16 protein-coding genes are annotated in these 20,585 nt (G+C 65.3%); 12 read left to right on the top strand and 4 right to left on the bottom strand.

Annotated elements, in window-relative coordinates; translation table 11 throughout:
* Positions 1 to 58: 58 nt before the first annotated feature.
* Entirely contained in the window at positions 59 to 1,378 is a 1,320-nt protein-coding gene (gene ugpB / locus J2R76_RS31080) for a sn-glycerol-3-phosphate ABC transporter substrate-binding protein UgpB (RefSeq protein WP_083715136.1), read from the bottom strand.
* 228 nt (positions 1,379 to 1,606) lie between these two features.
* Between ugpB and J2R76_RS31075 the strand changes: the two genes are divergently transcribed.
* The 6 genes from J2R76_RS31075 (at position 1,607) to J2R76_RS31050 (ending at position 11,351) form a co-directional block, all read left to right on the top strand.
* Positions 1,607 to 2,563 (top strand): TRAP transporter substrate-binding protein, encoded by a 957-nt coding sequence (locus J2R76_RS31075; protein ID WP_076831094.1) that lies wholly within the window; start codon positions 1,607 to 1,609, stop codon positions 2,561 to 2,563.
* Between the two features lie 103 nt (positions 2,564 to 2,666).
* The gene (locus J2R76_RS31070; RefSeq protein WP_168859052.1) at positions 2,667 to 4,664 is read left to right on the top strand and encodes a HAMP domain-containing sensor histidine kinase; all 1,998 of its coding nucleotides are present in this window, start codon (positions 2,667 to 2,669) and stop codon (positions 4,662 to 4,664) included.
* On the top strand, positions 4,634 to 6,382 hold the full coding sequence (locus J2R76_RS31065) for a DUF3369 domain-containing protein (protein WP_057019490.1): 1,749 nt from the start codon (positions 4,634 to 4,636) through the stop codon (positions 6,380 to 6,382). Before J2R76_RS31070 ends, J2R76_RS31065 begins: the two co-directional genes overlap by 31 nt.
* Positions 6,379 to 7,116, top strand: a complete 738-nt coding sequence (locus J2R76_RS31060; protein WP_076831064.1) for a response regulator — start codon at positions 6,379 to 6,381, stop codon at positions 7,114 to 7,116. Before J2R76_RS31065 ends, J2R76_RS31060 begins: the two co-directional genes overlap by 4 nt.
* A 256-nt stretch (positions 7,117 to 7,372) precedes the next feature.
* Positions 7,373 to 10,411, top strand: coding sequence for a DNA polymerase I (gene polA, locus J2R76_RS31055; RefSeq protein WP_076831067.1), 3,039 nt, complete (start codon positions 7,373 to 7,375; stop codon positions 10,409 to 10,411).
* 304 nt (positions 10,412 to 10,715) lie between these two features.
* Complete coding sequence (locus J2R76_RS31050) at positions 10,716 to 11,351, top strand: LysE family translocator (RefSeq protein WP_076831097.1); 636 nt, start codon at positions 10,716 to 10,718, stop codon at positions 11,349 to 11,351.
* 147 nt (positions 11,352 to 11,498) lie between these two features.
* Here the strand turns inward: J2R76_RS31050 and J2R76_RS31045 are convergent, their stop codons facing one another.
* The gene (locus tag J2R76_RS31045; protein ID WP_076831100.1) at positions 11,499 to 12,125 is read right to left on the bottom strand and encodes a glutathione S-transferase family protein; all 627 of its coding nucleotides are present in this window, start codon (positions 12,123 to 12,125) and stop codon (positions 11,499 to 11,501) included.
* A gap of 214 nt (positions 12,126 to 12,339) precedes the next feature.
* Between J2R76_RS31045 and pyrE the strand changes: the two genes are divergently transcribed.
* Positions 12,340 to 12,903: an orotate phosphoribosyltransferase gene (pyrE, locus tag J2R76_RS31040; RefSeq protein ID WP_076831103.1), complete on the top strand. Its 564-nt coding sequence runs from the start codon at positions 12,340 to 12,342 to the stop codon at positions 12,901 to 12,903.
* 389 nt (positions 12,904 to 13,292) lie between these two features.
* Positions 13,293 to 14,090, top strand: a complete 798-nt coding sequence (locus tag J2R76_RS31035; protein WP_076831105.1) for a DUF2865 domain-containing protein — start codon at positions 13,293 to 13,295, stop codon at positions 14,088 to 14,090.
* Positions 14,091 to 14,197: 107 nt separating this feature from the next.
* Here the strand turns inward: J2R76_RS31035 and J2R76_RS31030 are convergent, their stop codons facing one another.
* Positions 14,198 to 14,629: a hypothetical protein gene (locus tag J2R76_RS31030; RefSeq protein WP_016843277.1), complete on the bottom strand. Its 432-nt coding sequence runs from the start codon at positions 14,627 to 14,629 to the stop codon at positions 14,198 to 14,200.
* 195 nt (positions 14,630 to 14,824) lie between these two features.
* Here J2R76_RS31030 and J2R76_RS31025 point away from each other — a divergent pair, with 195 nt between their 5' ends.
* Positions 14,825 to 15,118: a GIY-YIG nuclease family protein gene (locus J2R76_RS31025; RefSeq protein ID WP_076831108.1), complete on the top strand. Its 294-nt coding sequence runs from the start codon at positions 14,825 to 14,827 to the stop codon at positions 15,116 to 15,118.
* A gap of 277 nt (positions 15,119 to 15,395) precedes the next feature.
* Here J2R76_RS31025 and J2R76_RS31020 read toward each other — a convergent pair whose 3' ends face one another.
* Complete coding sequence (locus J2R76_RS31020) at positions 15,396 to 15,629, bottom strand: hypothetical protein (RefSeq protein WP_057019498.1); 234 nt, start codon at positions 15,627 to 15,629, stop codon at positions 15,396 to 15,398.
* 292 nt (positions 15,630 to 15,921) lie between these two features.
* Between J2R76_RS31020 and J2R76_RS31015 the strand changes: the two genes are divergently transcribed.
* From J2R76_RS31015 to rocF, 3 genes are all read left to right on the top strand, one after another.
* The gene (locus J2R76_RS31015; RefSeq protein ID WP_141339784.1) at positions 15,922 to 18,441 is read left to right on the top strand and encodes a glycogen/starch/alpha-glucan phosphorylase; all 2,520 of its coding nucleotides are present in this window, start codon (positions 15,922 to 15,924) and stop codon (positions 18,439 to 18,441) included.
* Positions 18,442 to 18,575: 134 nt separating this feature from the next.
* A complete protein-coding gene (locus tag J2R76_RS31010) occupies positions 18,576 to 19,397 on the top strand; it encodes an acyl-CoA thioesterase II (protein WP_076831113.1) in 822 nt (273 codons plus the stop codon).
* A 102-nt stretch (positions 19,398 to 19,499) separates the two neighbouring features.
* Positions 19,500 to 20,477 carry an arginase gene (gene rocF, locus J2R76_RS31005; protein WP_076831116.1) on the top strand — a complete coding sequence of 326 codons (978 nt, stop codon included), beginning with the start codon at positions 19,500 to 19,502 and terminating at the stop codon, positions 20,475 to 20,477.
* Positions 20,478 to 20,585: the final 108 nt, after the last annotated feature.

Raw genomic sequence — 20,585 nt, 5'->3', positions numbered from 1 at the left:
CTGGCGAGCAAAGCGACCTCCCCTCTTCAAGGGGAGGTTAAGGCAACGCATAACCTCATCACCTATCCGGATTGGCGCGCTCGAACTGGCGCAAGAGGCGGTTGCCGCGCTCGACGGCGTTGTCCATCGCGGCCTGCGCCGATCGCTTGCCGGCAAACACCTGCTCGAGCTCCTCCTCGATCACGTCGCGGATCAGGACGAACGAGCCGAGGCGGATGCCCTTCGAATGGTCGGTCGGCGGCTTCAGCGTCACCTCCTCGATCGAGATCGAGGCGCCGGGATTGCGATCGTAGAAACCCTGCGCGCGGGTCAGATCGAATGCGGCGCGGGTGATCGGCAGGTAGCCCGTGTTCTGGTGCCAGGTGGCCTGCACCTCCGGCCGCGACAGATAGGCGAAGAACTTCGCCACGCCGGCGTATTCGGCGCGCGGCCGGTCGCGCAGCACCCACAGCGTCGCGCCGCCGATGATCGAGTTCTGCGGCGCGCCCTGCACGTCGGGTTCGTACGGCATCATGCCGTAGCCGACCTCGAATTTGGAATTGGCCTTGATGTCGGCGCGCGTGCCCGACGAGCCGATGAAGATGCCGCACTCCCCTTTCTGGAAGCGCGGCTCGGCCGCCTGTCCGCGGCCGCTATAGTCGAAGGTCTTGTCGGCCTGCCACTGCGCGAGCTGCGCGATGTGGCGCACCACCAGCGGATTGTTGAAGATCAGCTGGGCGTCCAGCCCGGAAAACCCGTTGGCCTTGGTCGCGATCGGCAGATTCTGGAAGGCGGAGAAGTTCTCGACATTGATCCAGGACGGCCACGACGTGGTCACGCCGCACATCGCGCCCGCCGCGCGCAGCCGCTTGGCCACGACGCCGAGCTCCGGCCAGGTCCTGGGCGGCACACTCGGATCGAGCCCGGCGGACCGGAACATATCCTTGTTGTAGTAGAGGATCGGCGTCGAGGCATTGAAGGGGAACGACAGCATGTTGCCGTCGACATCGGCATAGTAGCCGGCCACCGCGGGCAGATAGGCCGACGGCGCGAATGCCTCGGACTGATCGCGCATCAGCTCGAACACCGGATAGATCGCGCCGCGGGCCGCCATCATGGTTGCGGTCGCGATCTCGTTGACCTGAACGATCGCCGGCTGGCTGCGCGATCGGAAGGCGAAGATCGCCGCGGTGACGGTCTCGGTATAGTTGCCCTTGTAGGCGGGCACGATCCGGTAGTCGGATTGCGAGGCGTTGAAATCGGCGGCAAGCTTCTCGAGCTGCTTGCCGAGCTCGCCCGACATCGCGTGCCACCACATGATCTCGGTGGCCGCCCGCGCCGGCGACACAAGCAGAAGAGCCGCGACGACGAGGTACAAAAGCTTCAAGGCGAGCTTCAAAGCGAACTTCACGACGAGCCGTTCCCGGATGCCACCACGCCCTCATAAGGCGCCACAACCGCAGATTCAACCTACACCGCAGGTTGCACCGCGGATTTAACGTTTGGCCGATGGCGAACCAGCGCCATTCTGCTAAAAATGCGTTGAACCTTTTCTTCCCGCCCTGGACACAATTCACAAGGGGAATAGTAGCCTGTGTACCGCCGCGCCGGCCTTTCGCGGATAACGATGCTTGCCGTCGCGCTGTCATGGGCAGCGGTCCCGGCGAGCGTTTTTGCGCGCGAATTCCGGACCGCCGATACCCAGAATGAGGACTATCCGACCGTCCAGGCGCTGAATTACATGGACCGTCTGATCGCCGAACGCACCGCCGGCCGGCACCGCATCGTGGTCTTCCATTCCCGCCAGCTGGGTGAGGAGAAGGAGACGCTGGAGCAGACGCGGGCCGGCGCCATCGATTTGAACCGGACCAATGTCGCGCTGATCGGGACAATGGTGCCGTCGGTCAACGTGCTCGCAATGCCGTTCCTGTTTCGATCGCCCGAACACCTGCAAACCGTGCTGGATGGACCGATCGGCAGCGAGATCCTGAACAGTCTCGGGGATCACGGCTTCGTCGGGCTGGCCTTCTACGATTCCGGCGCCCGCTCGATCTATAACAGCGTGCGCCCGGTGCGTTCGCTCGACGACCTCAAGGGACTGCGGGTGCGCGTGCAGCAATCCGAACGGATGTCGGACATGGTGCGCGCGCTCGGCGCCCAGCCGGTCCAGATGCCCTACGGCCAGGTGCTGACCGGATTCGCCACCGGGCTGATCGACGGCGCCGAGAACAACTGGGCGTCCTTCGTCACCACCGGCCACTACAAATATGCCGGCTACTACACGCTGACCCGGCACACTTTCAGTCCGGACGTGCTGCTGATGTCGCAAAAGGCCTGGGCCAGCCTCTCGGCGGAGGAGCAGGCGATCTTCCGCGAGGCCGCGCAACGCTCCAGCGCCTACATGCGCGAGAGATGGCGCGACCTCGAGGAGCGCTCGCGCCAGCAGGCGGAGCTGGCCGGCGTCAAGATCGTGACCGACATCGACCGCAAGCCGTTCGAAGCCGCGATGGCCGGCATCTACGCCAGGGCCGAGCGCGATCCTGCGATATCAGCGCTGATCGAACGCATCCGCAACATGGAGTAACCGGATCTTGGACGCACCAGAGCAGGACGGGACGAAGCGACGGCGGGCGGCCTTCGGGCCGCAGGGCCGTTTCCGCATCGTCCAGTTGCTGCGTGCGGTCCCGATCCGCTGGCGCATCCTTTCGATCGCCCTGCTCAACTCCGCGGTCGTGATCGTGCTGGCGGTGCTGATCTGGAACGGCTCGAAGGTGCTCGGCTCGGCCTGGGAGGATGTCCGCCAGGTGCGGGAATCCGACAAGATCCTGGCCAAGCTCGAAAGCGAGACCAGCCGTCTGCAGAACCTGATCCATCGCTACATCAATCAGCCGAGCCCGGACCTGTTCGCTGAAATCCTGCTGCTCCGCGAGGCCGTGCTCGGCACGCTGACCAACCGGGCCTCGACCGACCCGATGCTGTCAGGCTCGGTCGAGCAGCTGGAGCGCGTCACCAGCCGTTTCCTCGACGGCTTCGGCGAACTGCGCACCGTGCAGACCAGGATCGCCAAGACCTATGACGAGCAGGTGCTGTCGCCGACCAAGGACATGGCCGGGCTCTATTCGATCATCGAGGGCGCGACCGGCCATCGCGATGCACTGATCTGGCCCGCGCTCGGCAAGTCGCGCGAGGCGTTCACCTCGCTGCTGGTCGCCGCCAACGCCTACTACCTCTCGCTTGCCTCCTCGTCGGCCGAGGAAGCCCGCCGCAACATCGATACGATCGAGCGGACGATTCCGGTCATGACCGATCTGGCCGAGAACGATCTGCAGCGCATGGCGCTGGCGCGGCTCAAGGTCAAGACCGCCGAGCTGCGCGACGGGCTCGGCAAGCTCAGCGAGCAGCTCACCAACCGCACCGATCTGCTGCGCAACTCGATCGACGCCAGCCAGGCGGATGCGATCGGCGCGATCGACGATCTCTCGGTGAAGATGCGCCAGCGCGAGCAGAAGGCGCAGGAGACGTTCGACAAGACGCTGACCTCGATCTCGCGCCGGGTGCTGTCGATTGCCGTGATCTTCCTCGGCGTCATCATGTCGGCCGGCGTCATGATCGCGCTGTCGATCCGGCTGCCGCTGGCGCAGATCATGGCCGCGATGCGCACCATCACCTCGGGGGACCTCGACCGGCCGGTGCAGGGCACGTCGGCCAAGGACGAGGTCGGCGCCATGGCGCGCGCGGTCGAAGTGTTCCGTGAAAACGCGATCGCCAAGCGCAAGACCGAGGACGAGCTGCGCACCGCCAAGGAGGAGGCCGAAAGCGCGCTGCTCGAGCTCAACACCGCGCAGCAGAACCTGATCGATGCCGAACGTCTCGCCGCGCTCGGCGGCCTCGTTGCCGGCGTCGCCCACGAGGTCAACAACCCGATCGGCATCAGCCTGACGGTGGCCTCGAGCTTTGCCCGCCGCAGCGAGATGTTCGAGAACGATTTGAAGACCGAGCCGCTGCGCCGCTCCAGGCTCGACGAGTTCGTCCGCGCCTCGCGTGACGCATCGCAGCAACTGGTCTCGAACCTGACGCGCGCCGGCGAGCTGATCCAGTCGTTCAAGCAGGTCGCCGTCGACCGATCGCATGCCGAGCGCCGCCAGTTTGCCTTGAGCGAATCCACCGACCAGATCGTGGCGAGCCTGCGGCCGGTGCTGAAGAAGGCCGCGATCGCGCTGTCGGTCGATGTGCCCGAGGGGCTCTTGATCGACGGCTATCCCGGCGCCTATGGGCAGATCTTAACCAATCTTTTCCTCAACGCCGTCAATCATGCCTTTGCCGATGGCCGCTCCGGCACCATCACCATCTCGGCGCGCGGGCGCGGCGCCGACGATGTGGAGATCATCTTCGCAGACGACGGGGCGGGCATGACGCCGGACGTGCAGCGGCAGGCGTTCGACCCGTTCTTTACGACGCGCCGCAACGAAGGTGGTACGGGCCTTGGCCTCCACATCGTCTATAACCTCGTCACCCAGCAGCTCGGTGGACGCATGATGCTGGAGTCAAGGGTAGGACAAGGCACCACTTTTCGCATTATCATGCCCAGGATCGCCAAGGGGGCTGCCAAGGGCGAGCCCACGATCGCTGACGCAGCAGCCGACGGAACCAGTCAATGGCCGAACAGGACGATGTCCTCCAACTGATCGACGATACCGAGAGCCCCCCGGAGGACTCGTCGGCCCGCAAATGGAAGATCGCCGTCATCGACGACGATCACGCCGTCCATGAAGGCACCCGTTTCGCGCTGAGCGATTACAACCTGAACGGTTCGACGCTGGAGATCCTCTCGGCCTACTCTGCGGCCGAAGGCCGCACGCTGATGCGGGACAACCCCGACATCGCGGCCGTGCTGCTCGACGTCATCATGGAGACCGACGTCGCCGGCCTCGAGCTCGTCGAGTTCATCCGCAACGAGATCAAGAACGAGACCGTGCGCATCATCCTGCGCACCGGCCAGCCCGGCCAGGCGCCGGAGCGGCGCGTCATCGTGCAATACGACATCAACGACTACAAGGCGAAGACCGAGCTCACCGCCGACAAGCTGTTCACGTCGCTGACCGCCGCGCTGCGCAGCTACCAGCAGCTCGAGCGCATGGTGCAGACGCGGCGCGGGCTCGAGATCATCATCGACGCGGCCTCGACGCTGTACGATTTCAAATCGATGCAGCGGCTGGCCGAGGGCGTGCTGACCCAGCTCGCCTCGCTGCTCAACGTCGACTGCGCCGGCATTCTGGTGCTGCGCGACGACGGCAATTCGGCGGCGGCCGATTTCTCGGTGCTGGCCTGCTCGGGCTGCTACAGCCGCTTCATCGGCACCACCTCGTCGAAGGCGCTCGATCCGGACCTGCGGCACATGGTGGAGGAAGCATTCCAGCGCCGCAAGAACGAGTTCGCCGACCACCGCAGCGTGCTCTATTCGCGCACCGGCAGCGGCCGCGAGGTCGTGGTGCTGCTGCAGGCCGAGCGCCAGCTCTCCGACACCGACCGTGCGCTGGTCGAGATATTCTCGAGCCGGCTGTCGATCGCGTTCGACAATGTGATCCTCTACCAGCAGCTGCACGAGGCCAACACCCAGCTCGAGGACCGCGTCGCGCAGCGCACCCGCGCGCTGATGCAGGCCAACCGGCGGCTCTCGGCGCAATGGCTGCGGCTGCAGCGCGCCAACGGCTTCAAGAACGAAATCCTCGGCACCGTCGCTCACGATCTGAAGAACCCACTCGGCGTGATCCTCGGACGCACCGAGATGCTGACCGAACTGATCGGCGCCGGCTCGCCGAAGGAAAACGTCACGTCGCAGGTCGAGCACATCAGGGACGCGACCAAGCGGCTGACCTCGATGGTCGACCATCTGATCTCGGACGCGATGGCCGATGCGTTCGACATCACCATCCGCCGCGAGCCGGTCGACGTCGCGGCCCTCGTCAACGAGGTCACCGAGGCCAATCTGCCCTCGGCGGTCAACAAGCAGCAGAGCATCTCGGTCTCGGGGCCGCAGCAATTCGTCACGATGTGCGACGCCGACCGGATCCGCGAGGCGATCGACAACCTCGTCAGCAACGCCATCAAGTACTCGCCGATCGGCGGCAAGATCACGGTCACAGTCAGCCATGAGGGCGACGACACCGTGATCCGGATCGCCGACCAGGGACCCGGCCTCAGCCCCGAGGATCTCGGCCGGCTGTTCGGCCGGTTCCAGCGGCTGTCGGCCAAGCCGACCGCGGGCGAAAGCTCGACCGGGCTCGGCCTTTCCATCGTCAAGCGCATCATCGACATGCATGGCGGCCATGTGACCGCGCAGAGCCCGGGCCCCGGACAGGGGTCGACCTTTACGGTTACACTGCCGGCAACAGAGACATCATGAGCCAGAACCCGCATATCTTCATCGTGGACGATGAGGCGCCGGCCCGCGAAATGGTCGGCGATTACCTCAAGATGCACGGCTTCGGCGTGACGCTGTGCGACGGCGGCAAGAGCCTGCGCAAGGAGATCGAGGGCTGCACGCCCGATCTCGTGGTGCTGGACCTCAACATGCCCGAGGAGGACGGGCTGTCGATCATTCGCGACCTCAAGAGCAAGATCAACGTCCCCGTCATCATGCTGACAGCTACTGCCAGCCCGATCGACCGGGTGGTCGGGCTGGAGCTCGGCGCCGACGACTACGTGGCCAAGCCCTGCGAATTGCGCGAGCTGATGGCACGCATCCGCTCGGTGCTGCGGCGGAGCGGGCCGGCGAAAGCGGCGGCGCCGGAACCGGCGAACGCGAAGGCCGAAAAGGAGCAGCTGGTTCGGTTCGGCACCAAATGGCTCGATCTCGAGGCCCAGGCGCTACGCGACGACGAGGGCAACGAGCATCCGCTGACGGCCTCCGAATTCGGCCTGCTGAAGGTGTTCGCGGCCAACCCGAAGCGGGTGCTGTCGCGCGAGCGGCTGCTGGAACTCGCCAATGCGCGCGACGCGGAGGCCTTCGACCGCGCCGTCGACCTGCGCATCATGCGCATCCGCCGCAAGATCGAATTCGACCCGACCAAGCCGTCCGTGATCCGCACCATCCGCGGCGGCGGCTACCTGTTCTCGCCGACCGGCGACAAGGCGTAGTCATTCCGGTGCCGTCCCCGTCATCCCCGCGCAAAGGCTTCGCCTTTGTCGCTGGAGGAGCCGCGCAGCGGAGTCTCGAAGGATGCACGGCCCCGGCTGGTGGCCGTCGATCCTTCGAGGCTCGCTGCGCTCGCACCTCAGGATGACGGGACTACGCCCTGCATCATCCTCGAATTTATCGATTTGGCTGTGCGACACACCCAGAATCCACACAGCAAAGGCTGTCAATCCGCGCAAAAATCCCTAAGTTTCGGCCATGCCGAAAACAGCCTCCAAAGCCCCCGCCAAGCCCGCATCGAAGACCGCCCCCAAGCCCGTTGCCGCCAAGGCCACGGCGAAGGGCGACCATGTCTTCCTGATCGACGGCTCGTCCTACATCTTCCGCGCCTACCACGCGCTGCCGCCGCTGAACCGCAAATCCGACGGGCTGCAGGTCAACGCCGTGCTCGGCTTCTGCAACATGCTGTGGAAGCTGCTCCGCGACATGCCCGAGGACAACCGGCCGACGCATCTGGCGATCGTGTTCGACAAGTCGGAGATCACGTTCCGCAACAAGCTCTATCCCGACTACAAGGCGCACCGGCCGCCGGCGCCCGACGATCTGATCCCGCAATTCGCGCTGATCCGCGAGGCGGTGCGCGCCTTCGAACTGCCCTGCCTCGAGCAGGTCGGCTTCGAGGCCGACGATCTGATCGCGACCTATGCGCGGCTCGCCAGCGAGCGCGGCGCGACCACGACGATCGTGTCATCGGACAAGGATCTGATGCAGCTCGTCAACGACAAGGTCGTGATGTACGACACGATGAAGGATCGCCGCATCGGCCGCGACGAGGTGATCGAGAAGTTCGGCGTGCCGCCGGAGAAGGTGGTCGAGGTGCAGGCGCTGGCCGGCGATTCCACCGACAACGTGCCCGGCGTGCCCGGCATCGGCATCAAGACCGCCGCGCAGCTGATCATCGAATATGGCGATCTCGATCAGCTGCTGTTCCGCGCCGGCGAAATCAAGCAGCCGAAGCGGCGCGAGGCGCTGCTCGAGAACGCCGAGAAGGCGCGCATCTCGCGCCAGCTGGTGCTGCTTGACGACAAGGTCGACCTCGAAGTGCCGCTCGACGACCTCGCCGTGAACGAGCCCGACTCGCGCCGGCTGATCGCCTTCCTCAAGGCGATGGAGTTCACCACCCTCACCCGCCGCGTCGCCGACTACGCGCAGATCGACCCGGCCAATGTCGATGCCGATCCCGGCAACAAGAGCGGCGCGAGCGTGTTCTCGCCGTTGCCGCCGTCGGATGTGACGCCGGCGCCCGGAGACGCTCCGGCATCGGCCGCGGCGCCGCTGCCGAAAGCCAAGCCGACCGGCGCGCGCGACGACAAGAATTCGAGCCGCAAGGGCACGCCGGCGACGCTGGCCGAGGCCCGTGGCGAGGCGATCCGGAAAATTGGCTTCGACCGCAAGGCGTATCAGGCGATCGGCAGTCTCGATCAGCTCAACGCCTTCATCGCCCGCGTGCCCGACACCGGTTATGTCGCGATCGAGGCGATGTCGGAATCGATCGACCCGATGCAGGGCGAGCTCGCCGGCCTTGCGCTGGCGCTGGCGCCAAACGTTGCGTGTTACGTCCCGCTCGGCCACCGGCAGGCCGGCGGTGGCGCGGGCCTGTTCGATGCCGGCCTCGCACCGGGCCAGATCAAGACCGCCGAGGCGCTGGCGGCGCTGAGGCCGCTGCTGGAGTCCGTTGGAATCCAGAAGGTCGGCTTTGACGTCAAGTTCACCTCGGTGATGCTGGCGCAGCACGGAATCACCCTGCGCAACATCGACGATGCGCAGCTCATGAGCTACGCGCTCGATGCCGGCCGCGGCTCGCATGCGCTGGAGGCGCTCGCCGAGCGCTGGTTCGGCCACGCCGTCGTCAATTACGGCGGCCTCGTCGGCAGCGGCAAGGGCAAGCTGACCTTCGATCAGGTCACGATCGACAAGGCCAGCGAATATGCGGCCGAAAGTGCCGACGTGATCCTGCGGCTGTGGCGGGTGCTGAAGCCGCGTCTCGTCGCCGAGCGGATGACGACGGTGTATGAGACGCTGGAGCGGCCGCTGGTCTCGGTGCTGGCGCGGATGGAACGGCGCGGCATCTCGATCGATCGCCAGGTGCTGTCGCGGCTGTCGGGCGATTTCGCCCAGACCGCTGCGCGCGTCGAGGCCGAGATCCAGGAGATCGCCGGCGAGCCGGTCAATGTCGGCAGCCCGAAGCAGATCGGCGACATCATCTTCGGCAAGATGGGATTGCCCGGCGGCAGCAAGACCAAGACCGGCGCGTGGTCGACCACCGCGCAGGTGCTCGACGAGCTCGCCGAGCAAGGCCACGAATTCCCGAAGAAGATCCTGGAGTGGCGCCAGGTCTCGAAGCTGAAATCGACCTACACCGACGCGCTGCCGACCTATGTCAATCCGCAGACCCATCGCGTCCACACCACCTACGCGCTGGCCGCGACCACCACGGGCCGGCTGTCGTCGAACGAGCCGAACCTGCAGAACATCCCTGTTCGTACCGAGGACGGCCGCAAGATCCGCCGCGCGTTCATCGCGACGCCGGGCCACAAGCTGGTGTCGGCCGACTATTCCCAGATCGAGTTGCGGCTGCTCGCCGAGATCGCCGACGTGCCGGTGCTGCGCCAGGCCTTCCGCGACGGGCTCGACATTCACGCCATGACCGCATCCGAAATGTTCGGCGTGCCGATCAAGGACATGCCGAGCGAGGTGCGCCGCCGCGCCAAGGCGATCAACTTCGGCATCATCTACGGCATCTCGGCGTTCGGCCTCGCCAACCAGCTCGGCATCGCCCGCGAGGAGGCCTCGGCCTACATCAAGAAATACTTCGAGCGCTTCCCGGGCATCCGCGCCTATATGGACGAGACCAAGGACTTCTGCCGCCGCAACGGCTATGTGACGACGTTGTTCGGGCGCAAGTGCTACTACCCCGACATCAAGGCGTCCAACGCCTCGGTGCGCGCCTTCAACGAACGCGCCGCCATCAATGCGCGGCTGCAGGGCACCGCGGCTGACATCATCCGCCGCGCCATGATCCGCGTCGAGGACGCGCTCACCGAGAAAAAACTCTCGGCGCAGATGCTTTTGCAGGTGCATGACGAACTGATCTTCGAGGTGCCCGACGACGAGGTCGCGGCGACGCTGCCGGTGGTGCAGAAGGTGATGCAGGACGCGCCGTTCCCGGCGGTGATCCTGTCGCTGCCGCTGCAGGTCGACGCCCGCGCCGCGAACAATTGGGACGAGGCGCATTAGCCGCTCCTTCGCCTCTCCCCGCTTGCGGGGAGAGGTCGGATCGCTCTTGCGATCCGGATGAGGGGGTACAGGTCTCACCTCGGTCCTTGCACGTTGAGAGAACCCCTCACCCCCAACCCTCTCAGAGCGAGCTTCGCTCGTCTCGACCCCGCATCCGCCTTCGCCCGAAGGCGGGCTTCGGCGGACAAGAGAGCGGGGCGAGGGAGCGCACCACCGCCCCGCCACATTGCTCCGAGAGCAATTCCGCGATGGCCGCGCGGCGGACGGCACGCTAGAAGCGTGCGCATCCCTCGCGAGACCCGTCATGCCCCACACATCCGCTTTGCTCGGCTTTGCGCTCATCTGCCTTGGCATGGTGCTGACGCCGGGGCCGAACATGATCTACCTGATCTCGCGCTCGATCACGCAGGGGCCCGCGGCCGGCATCGTCTCGCTCGGCGGCGTGGCGCTCGGCTTCGTGTTCTACATGCTGTGCGCGGCGTTCGGCATCACCGCATTGCTGTTTGCGATTCCCTACGCCTATGACGCGCTGCGCTTTGCCGGCGCGGGCTATTTGCTGTGGCTGGCATGGCAGGCCGTGAGGCCCGGCGGCCGCTCGCCGTTCCAGGTCAAGGCGCTGAAGGTCGACGGCCCGCGCAAGCTGTTCGCGATGGGCTTCGTCACCAATCTGCTCAACCCGAAGATCGCGATGCTTTATCTGGCGCTGCTGCCGCAGTTCATCGATCCCACCGGCGGCAGCGTGCTGACGCAGTCGCTCGCGCTCGGCTCGATCCAGATCGTGATCAGCGTCAGCGTCAACGCGATGATCGCGCTCGCCGCCGGTTCGATCGCGGTGTTTCTCGGCACTCGCCCGACCTGGCTCCTGGTGCAGCGCTGGCTGATGGGCACGGTGCTCGCAGGGCTGGCGATGAAGATGGCGCTCGAAGCGCGGCGGGCCTAGCTTTCTTCACCTCGCCCCGCTCTTGCGGGAGAGGTCGGCGCGTAGCGCCGGGTGAGGGGCGCATCCGCAAATTCAATTCCCACCGTTATCGGGGAGATAGCCCCTCACCCCACCCCTCTCCCCGCAAGGGCGGGGCGAGGGAGAAGATCAATCCAGCTTTGCCTCCATTCCCCGCTTCGTCGCCGGGCGGGCCATCAGCGTCTCGTACCAGCGCTTGACGTTGGGGAAGTCTGATAGCTCGACCTTGTGGCGCGGATGGCGCCAGGCCCAGCCGAGGATGGCGAAATCGGCGACCGAGAGATCGCCGGCGACGAATTCGCGCTCCTGAAGCCGGCGGTCGAGCACGCCGTAGAGCCGCCGCGTCTCGGCCATGTAGCGCTTCAGGCCATAGGCGCGGTCCTGCTCGTTCTCCAGCGCGATGAAATGGTGCACCTGGCCCGGCATCGGGCCGAAGCCGCCCATCTGCCACATCAGCCACTCATAGACCGGGATCCGCTCCGCCAGCGGCTTCGGCAGGAACTTGCCGGTCTTCTCGCCGAGATAGAGCAGGATCGCGCCGGACTCGAAAATGCTGACCGGCTTGTCGCCCGGCCCATCCGGATCGACGATCGCGGGGATCTTGTTGTTCGGACTGATCGCGAGGAAAGCGGGCGCCATCTGCTCGCCCTTGCTGATGTTCACCGGGATCACCTTGTAGGGCAACCCCATTTCCTCCAGCGCCACCGAGATCTTGCGGCCGTTGGGGGTGTTCCAGGTGTGCAGCTCGATGGTCATTTCCGCTTCCCGTGCAAGTGTTTGGGCAAGTGTTCGGCCGAGTGTTTGGCGCCTGCTTACGGGGAACGGAACGGCCGCACAACCGCGCTTTCCGGAAAGCACGCCCGCGGAAATCGCGGCTTGGGCACTGTTGACGGCCCGATTTCCACGCTGGAATGTGCCGGTAAGCGTGGATAGATTGCCGCCCGCCTCAAACCCTCAAGGGAAAAAGTCTTTGTCCAAATCAGCCTCCCGCGCCCGCCTCGCCGAGATCATCCGCAAGCGCTCGTTCGGCCGCGGCGAGATCACGCTGGCGTCGGGCCGCAAGAGCGACTTCTATTTCAACCTGAAGCCGACGATGCTCGATCCCGAGGGCGCGGCGCTGCTCGCCGAGCTCACCTATGAAGCGCTGAAGGACGACAAGCTCGATTTCGTCGGCGGGCTCGAGATGGGCGCGGTGCCGCTCGCCGGCGCCATCGCGCAACTGTCCTGGCTGAAGGGCCACCCGATCGCGGCGTTCTTCGTGCGCAAGAAGCCGAAGGAGCACGGCGCGAAGCTGTCCGTCGAAGGGCTGGCCAAGGGCGAAAGCCTTGCGGGCAAGCGGATCGTGATCGTCGAGGACGTCACCACGACAGGCGGCTCGGCGCTGAAGGCGGTGGAAGCCGTGCGCGAGGCCGGCGGCGAGATCGCCCTGGTCTTCACCATGGTCGACCGCGAGGAAGGCGCCACCGAGACGTTCGCCGAAGCCGGGCTCCAATTCCGCGCGCTGTACAAGGCCGGCGAGTTCAAGAAGGACTGACGGCTCTCTTCTCCCTCGCCCCGTTCTCTTGTCCGCCGAAGCCCGCCTTCGGGCGAAGGCGGATGCGGGGAGAGGGTTGGGGTGAGGGGCCTCTCTCCGCGCTTGCAATTGTCGAGAGACCTGTACCCCCTCACCCGGATCGCATCTTACGATGCGACATAGCCGAAGCCTTGCTTCGGCGTTCTTGAGGACGGCCGCCGAAGGCGGCCTATGCCTCTCCCCGCAAGCGGGGCGAGGTAAGCGAGATTCGCTTTCCTGTGACGCAGTCACGCTCAATCAATCGCTCGTTTACCATCACGCCTTAAGGTGAAGCCGCCGGGGCAGCTTGTCGCCGCGGCGTGGCGCGTCGGGTGGAGTTGGCGTTGCGTACAGAGTTGAGTGATCGGCGCATGCGGCGCCGCGTGATGCTTGCCGCCGCGGCCTTTGCGGGTTCCATCCTGGTGGTGCCCGCGCCTGTGTCGGCCGAAGGGCTGTTCGACTTCTTCTTCGGCGGTTCCCAGAAGCAGCAGAGCCGGCAGGCGCCGCCGCAAGCCAATTTCTTCGCCGACCCGTTCGGCCTCAACCAGCAGGCTGAACGGCAGCCGTCCGCCCCCATCTCCGCGCCGCGCGTGGCCGGTTCCGGACCGGCGTATTGCGTGCGCAGCTGCGACGGCAAATATTTTCCGCTGACGATGCGCGGCAACGCCACGCCGGCGCAGCTTTGCCAGGCGTTCTGTCCGGCGAGCGCGACCAAGGTCTATTACGGCAGCCATATCGACAGCGCCGCATCGACCGCTGGCGAACGCTACGCCGACAGCGAGAACGCCTTCGCCTATCGCAAGGCGTTGCGCGCCGACTGCACCTGCAACGGCCGCGACCCGGCGGGGCTCGCGCCGGTCGACCTCGCGCTCGATGCCTCGCTGCGTGCCGGCGACGTGATCGCGACCACCGACGGCCTCGTCGCCTATACCGGCATCCGTGTCGGCAACGAGCAGTCGTTCGACTTCACGCCGGTTGCCTCCTATCCCGGACTGACTTCGGCGGTCCGCGCGCGGCTCGGCGAAATGAAGGTCGCCCCGGTCAGCGCCGAGATCGCCGGCGACGCGCCGCTGCCGGAAACCAGAAGCGATGTCGCGCCGTCGCCGCCGTCGTCTGTTGCGCCGAAGGGCAACGCTGCAAAGCCGGCAAGGCGCGCCGAAGCGAACTGACGGGCGTCAGCCCGTCATTCCGGGATGGTGCGTAAGCACCAGACCCGGAATCTCGAGATTCCGGGTTCGATGCTTCGCATCGCCCCGGAATGACATCGCGACAACTATCAGCGCGCCACGATCACGCCGATCACGTTCGGCGCGGCCATGTATTTCTCCTCGATCGCGGCCCGCGCGGCCGCGCGGTTCTCCGGATTGAGGATGCCGCGCTTCTCGGCGAGGATCATCCAGCAATAGCCCCACCAGTCCGTCAGCATGCCGTGGTCGTCGACGAGATCATAACCCTGCTCGCCGGCGAAGATCCGCGCATGCGCTTCATCGAGCGAGTCGAGCCAGGCGTGATCCTCGTCCGAGAACAGTTCGTCGCTGAAATCATCCGTGGTGTAGCCCCAGATCGACATGCAGACCGCGTTGAACTCGCGATCGAGCTGGTCGTCGTCGATCGGCTGGCGGCGCGAGGCCTGGTGCAGCCGCGACAGCGACCGCGCGAAATCGGCAATCCGGGTCAGGGCGAATTGATCGAAGGCGATGGTGGACATGTAGTCCTCGCAGAGACTGAAAGACCATAGATATTGTGTCGGCGCAGCCGCCGAATCACAATGATATATCAAAGACTTGCTAAAGTGTTCTTAATTCGTTCTGATTGGTTTAATGATCGTTCCCGGACGTCGTCCTGGCGAAAGCCAGGACCCATTAGCCCAATAGGCCGACATCTCGCGAGATTGGGCCAAACGATGAGCGCAGCAAGCAGCTACTACGTCTACATCCTCGCAAGCCGGCATCACGGCACGATCTATATCGGGGTCACCAACGATGTCGGCGCGCGGCTTGAATTGCATCGCTCCGGTCGAGGCTCCAAGTTTGTGTACAAATACCAAGTCTTCCGCCTCGTCCATGTCGAGGAATTCGCCACGCCGCAGGAAGCGATCGCCCGCGAGAAGCAGCTGAAGTTCTGGAAGCGCGACTGGAAGATCAAGCTGATCGAAGCAGAAAATCCGGATTGGAACGACCTGTCGGGCCTCATCTGACTATTGGGGTAATGGGTCCTGGCTTTCGCCAGGACGACGGCTGAGGCGCGAGTGAGTATCATCGCCCCGTCGCGCGCATATGCCGCCCCAAAAAGCAATTCGGGCCGCTGACCAGGTCAGCGGCCCGTTGAAAATGGCTTCGGAATGAAATGCGTCGGAGCTGAAAAATGTGCCCGCCCCACGAGCGACAGCTGTGTTTGTAAAGGCTCCGTTAAGGCTTGGAAATCCGTATCACCACGGTGTCCCGATTGAGCGTGAAAGCGCGTTGCGCGGCCGCTCAATTCATCGCCGAGAGCAGCTTGTCGCCGCAGGCATTTGCGTAGAACTTGCCGCCGCATTGCCGCTTGATGGCGGCACAGCGCGCGGCGGGCGATGCGTTCTGCGCCACGCTGAAGCCGCAATTCAGGCCGTCGGCGCTGCGGCCCGGTCTGCCCGCGGCATCGGCTGCGCTGGTCGCCGTGATGCACACCACGAGCAACGCCGCGGCCGCGATTTCGATCAAGAGTCTCATCACGCATCCTCCGGTCAATTGTCGCGAAATCCCGGCTTCTGCAGCGCCATCGTAACACCCATGACGGCTGGTCAGGAAGGTTCCCGAAGCGGCCCGGTCCTTGCATAAAATCACGGCAGCGCTGTGTATGGCATCGTCCCTGACGGTTTCGATTGCCTTGCAAGGCGGGTATCATTGCGCTGGAGCGTAATCGGAAGGCCGCGGAACCGGGATCTCCGGGGAACCATGCTCCACCAATGAGATGGGGTCATGATGCGCATCACCGCATCATGTTCCGGTTGAACGGCAGGGATTGGGCGCGTTGCAGGAACAGACAAACTACCCGGCATTGAACCAGCCGATCGACGAGCTGGCGCTGACCGAGATCAAGAGCGCGATCCTAGCCAAGCTCCGGCTTGCGATCGGCAAGGACGCCACCGTTGCGACCAGACGCGACTGGTACAAGGCCGCGGCACTGACGCTGCGCGACCGCATCGTGCACCACTGGCTGACGGCCGAGAAGCAGAGCTACGACGCCGGCGCCAAGCGCGTCTATTATCTCTCGCTCGAGTTCCTGATCGGCCGCCTGTTCACCGACGCGCTGAACAATATGGGACTGCTGCCGCTGTTCGAGGCGGCGCTCGGCGACCTCGGCGTCGATCTTTCGGACCTGCGCAAATGCGAGCCGGATGCGGCGCTCGGCAATGGCGGCCTCGGCCGGCTCGCGGCCTGCTTCATGGAGAGCATGGCGACGCTGGCGATCCCCGCGACCGGCTACGGCATCCGCTACGATTTCGGCCTGTTCCGCCAGATCATGAACCAGGGCTGGCAGCAGGAATATCCCGACGAGTGGCTCGCCTTCGGCAATCCCTGGGAATTCCAGCGGCCGGAGGTGGTCTACAACGTTCACTTCGGCGGCAATGTCGAGCATGTCGACGAGCGCGGCCGCGACCGCGCCACCTGGCATCCGGCGGAAACCGTCGAGGCCATGGCCTATGACACGCCGATCGTCGGCTGGCGCGGCCAGCACGTCAACGCGCTCCGCCTGTGGTCGGCGCATGCACCCGATCCGCTCGAGCTCGACGTCTTCAACACCGGCGACTACGTCTCGGCCAGCGCCGAGCAGGCGCGCGCGGAAGCGATCTGCAAATTCCTCTATCCGAACGACGAGAGCGCGGCGGGCCGCGAGCTCCGGCTGCGCCAGGAATACTTCTTCGTCTCGGCCTCATTGCAGGATCTCGTCAAGCGGCATCTCGCCTCCGACGGCGGCCTGCGCAATCTTGCGCAGAAGGCGGCCGTGCAGCTCAACGATACCCATCCGAGCCTTGCGGTCACCGAGCTGATGCGCATCCTGGTCGACCTGCACAATTTCCGCTGGGACGAGGCCTGGAAGATTACGGTCGCGACCCTGTCCTACACCAACCACACGCTGCTGCCCGAGGCGCTCGAGACCTGGCCGGTCGAACTGTTCGAGCGGCTGCTGCCGCGGCATCTCGAGATCATCTACCGCATCAATGTGGCCCATCTCGCGCTCGCCGAGGAGCGTTTCCCCGGCGACATCGAGTATCGCGCCTCGGTCTCGCTGATCGACGAGCGCAGCGGCCGCCGCGTGCGGATGGGCCAGCTCGCCTTCGTCGGCTCGCACCGCATCAACGGCGTCTCCGCGATGCATTCCGACCTGATGAAGGAGACCGTGTTCCACGACCTGCATCATCTCTATCCGTCGCGCATCACCAACAAGACCAACGGCATCACGTTCCGCCGCTGGCTGATGCTGGCCAATCCGCGGCTGACCGCGCTGCTGCGCGAAGCCTGCGGCGAGGCCGTGCTCGACGACTTCTCGCTGCTCGAGCGGCTCGAGACCCATTCGAGCGACCTGGAGTTCCAGAAGCGCTTCCGCGACGTCAAGCATCACAACAAGCTGGCGCTGGCAAGGCTGATCGGCGAGCGCAACCACATCAAGGTCGACCCGTCGGCGCTGTTCGACGTGCAGATCAAGCGCATCCACGAATACAAGCGGCAACTGCTCAACATCCTGGAGACGATCGCGCTGTATCACGCGATGAAGGACGATCCGCGGCGCGACTGGGTGCCGCGCGTGAAAATCTTCGCCGGCAAGGCGGCGGCGAGCTACCGCTACGCCAAGCTGATCATCAAGCTGATCAACGACGTCGCCGAGGTCGTCAACAACGACGCTTCGCTCGGCGGCAGGCTGAAGGTCGCCTTTCTCGCCGACTACAATGTCAGCCTCGCCGAGGTGATCATTCCGGCCGCCGATCTCTCCGAGCAGATCTCGACCGCCGGCATGGAGGCGTCCGGCACCGGCAACATGAAGCTCGCACTGAACGGTGCACTGACGATCGGCACGCTCGACGGCGCCAATATCGAGATCCGCGACAATGTCGGCGAGGAGAACATCGCGATCTTCGGCCTCGAGGCCGGCGACGTCATGGTCCGCCGCAAGCAGGGATTGGACGCCAGCGACGCGATCCGCAAATCGCCACGGCTGGAGCGCGCGATCCGCGCCATCGAGAGCGGCGAGTTCTCGCCCGGCGATCCCGCACGCTTCGCCTCGATCGGGCACGCGCTGCGCTACCTCGACCACTACATGGTCTCGGCCGATTTCGATTCCTACTACGACGCGCAGCGCGGCATCGACGCCCGCTGGATGGTAGCGCCGGCATGGACCCGCGCCTCGATCCTCAATGTGGCGCGCATGGCCTGGTTCTCCTCCGACCGCACCATCCGCGAATATGCCGAGGACATCTGGCACGTGCCGATGCATCCGGGTGCCTCGCCGCAGCTCGGCAACCAGCGCGAGGCGAAGGGATAATCCCGGGACGCGGAAATCGATTACGCCCGACGTCATTGAAATCAGCGCAATGCTCGCGATATTGCATGACGAACGTCATTGCTCGTCATTGCGTATGGCGATACGGAAGCGCCAGTCGATATTGAAAGACCTGCATGCTCACCAAGACCCCGCACCTTTTCGATGAAGCAACCGCCGTGACCGCCGGCGACAGCCGCTGGCAGGGACGGACCAGCCCGGACTATTGGGCGTTCGTCGGCCCGTTCGGCGGCTGCACGGCCGCGACCATCCTGCGCGCGCTGATGCAGCATCCGCAGCGCGCGGGTGATCCGCTGGCGCTGACGGTCAACTACTGCGCGCCGGTCGCCGAGGGCGCGTTCGATCTCGATGTCCGCCTGGTCAAGGCCAACCGCTCGAGCCAGCACTGGTCGGTCGACATGACGCAGGGCGGCGGCGAGGTCGCGACACTGGCGACCGCCGTGTTCGCCGAGCGCCGCCCGTCCTGGTCGCACCAACCGGCCGGGTTTCCGGGCGCCGTGCCGTTCGAACATCTGCGGTCCTTTCCAAAGCTCAAGATGACCTGGGCCAACCAGTACGATTTCCGCTTCGCCGAGGGCGAGCCGAAGTTCGCCGGCGGCGGCGGCGCGAAACAGCCGTCGAGCCCCTATTCAAAGCTCTGGATCGCCGACCGTGTGCCGCGCAAGCTCGATGCGCTGTCGCTGATGTCGATGTCGGACGCGTTCTTCGGCCGCGTCTTCCACGCAAGGCACGAGCTGGTGCCGTTCGGCACCGTGTCGCTGACGACCTATTTCCACGCCGACGCGGCCGACCTGGACGCGGAGGATACCACCCGCGTGCTCGCCACCGCCGACGCCAAGAGCTTCCACAAGAGCTACGGCGACCAGCACGGCGAATTGTGGTCGCCGTCCGGCCGGCTGCTCGCGACCACGACGCAGATCGCTTATTTCAAGGCGTAGCCAAATATCCACATTGGTCTGTTACGACCGCATTGCCTATTTCAAGGGTTGAGGGAACATTGGCACGTCGCTTCTGTTCCACACCTTTGGGAGCACTGCTGCATGTCCGAAGCCGACACGTCAAAGCCCTCGCGCATCGCCCTGCTTGGCGTTCCCATCGAGATCGGCGCATCGCAGGCCGGCCCGCTGATGGGACCGGATGCGCTGCGCACCGCGGGCATCGCGCGCCTGCTCGAGCAGCTCGACTTCCAGGTCGATGATCACGGCAACCTTGCGATCCCCGCCGTCGTCGCCGACGGCCCGGTGCCGGCCAACACCAGGTTCTATGACGAGGTGAAGACCTGGACCCGCGCGCTCTCCGAGCGCGCCTATTGGCTGGCGCATTCCGGCGCGATCCCGATCTTCATGGGCGGCGATCACTCGCTGTCGATGGGGTCGATCAACGGCGTCGCGCGCTACTGGCAGGAAAAGGGCCGGCCGCTGTTTGCGTTGTGGGTCGACGCGCATGCTGACTACAACACGCCGGCCACCACCATCACCGGCAACATGCACGGCATGTCGGCCGCGTTCCTGTGCGGCGAGCCCGGTCTCGACGATCTGCTCGGCGGACTGCCGCGCGCCTCGATCCCGCCCGATCAGCTCGACCTGATCGGCACGCGCTCGGTCGATCCGCTGGAGCGCAAGCTGCTGCGGCAGCGCAACGTGTCGATCGCGGACATGCGCCAGATCGACGAGTTCGGCGTCGCCGTGCTCACGCGCCGCGTCATCGAACGCGTCAGGGCGAAGAACGGCGTGCTGCATGTCTCGTTCGATGTCGACTTCCTCGATCCGGCGGTGGCGCCCGGCGTCGGTACCACGGTGCCCGGCGGCGCGACCTATCGGGAAGCCCATCTCATCATGGAGCTGCTGCACGATTCCGGGCTGGTGCGCTCGCTCGACATCGTTGAGCTCAATCCCTTCCTCGACGAGCGCGGCCGCACCGCGCGCGTCGCGGTCGAATTGATCGGCAGCCTGTTCGGCCTGCAGATCACCGACCGGCAGACGCCGAGCAACGCGGTGCTGCCGGAGATGGGGGAGTAGTGGAGCAACACACGCGATGTCGTCCCGGCGAAAGCCGGGACCCATAACCACCGATTGTCATTGTTGCGCACCGGTGGAATGACGAGTCCCAACCACAACATCCGCTGC

The organism is Bradyrhizobium sp. USDA 4532 (assembly GCF_024171315.1).
Classification (GTDB): Bacteria; Pseudomonadota; Alphaproteobacteria; order Rhizobiales; family Xanthobacteraceae; genus Bradyrhizobium; species Bradyrhizobium australafricanum.
This window is presented reverse-complemented; position numbering and strand designations above follow the sequence as displayed.

Bases quoted from the DNA above. Each gene is read 5' to 3' on its own strand.
- J2R76_RS31050 (WP_076831097.1), top strand. From the start codon at position 10,716: ATGCCCCACACATCCGCTTTGCTCGGCTTTGCGCTCATCTGCCTTGGC.
- J2R76_RS31010 (WP_076831113.1), top strand. From the start codon at position 18,576: ATGCTCACCAAGACCCCGCACCTTTTCGATGAAGCAACCGCCGTGACC.
- J2R76_RS31075 (WP_076831094.1), top strand. From the start codon at position 1,607: ATGCTTGCCGTCGCGCTGTCATGGGCAGCGGTCCCGGCGAGCGTTTTT.
- J2R76_RS31035 (WP_076831105.1), top strand. From the start codon at position 13,293: ATGCGGCGCCGCGTGATGCTTGCCGCCGCGGCCTTTGCGGGTTCCATC.
- J2R76_RS31020 (WP_057019498.1), bottom strand. From the start codon at position 15,629: ATGAGACTCTTGATCGAAATCGCGGCCGCGGCGTTGCTCGTGGTGTGC.
- J2R76_RS31045 (WP_076831100.1), bottom strand. From the start codon at position 12,125: ATGACCATCGAGCTGCACACCTGGAACACCCCCAACGGCCGCAAGATC.
- J2R76_RS31030 (WP_016843277.1), bottom strand. From the start codon at position 14,629: ATGTCCACCATCGCCTTCGATCAATTCGCCCTGACCCGGATTGCCGAT.
- J2R76_RS31025 (WP_076831108.1), top strand. From the start codon at position 14,825: ATGAGCGCAGCAAGCAGCTACTACGTCTACATCCTCGCAAGCCGGCAT.
- J2R76_RS31060 (WP_076831064.1), top strand. From the start codon at position 6,379: ATGAGCCAGAACCCGCATATCTTCATCGTGGACGATGAGGCGCCGGCC.
- J2R76_RS31065 (WP_057019490.1), top strand. From the start codon at position 4,634: ATGGCCGAACAGGACGATGTCCTCCAACTGATCGACGATACCGAGAGC.
- polA (WP_076831067.1), top strand. From the start codon at position 7,373: ATGCCGAAAACAGCCTCCAAAGCCCCCGCCAAGCCCGCATCGAAGACC.
- rocF (WP_076831116.1), top strand. From the start codon at position 19,500: ATGTCCGAAGCCGACACGTCAAAGCCCTCGCGCATCGCCCTGCTTGGC.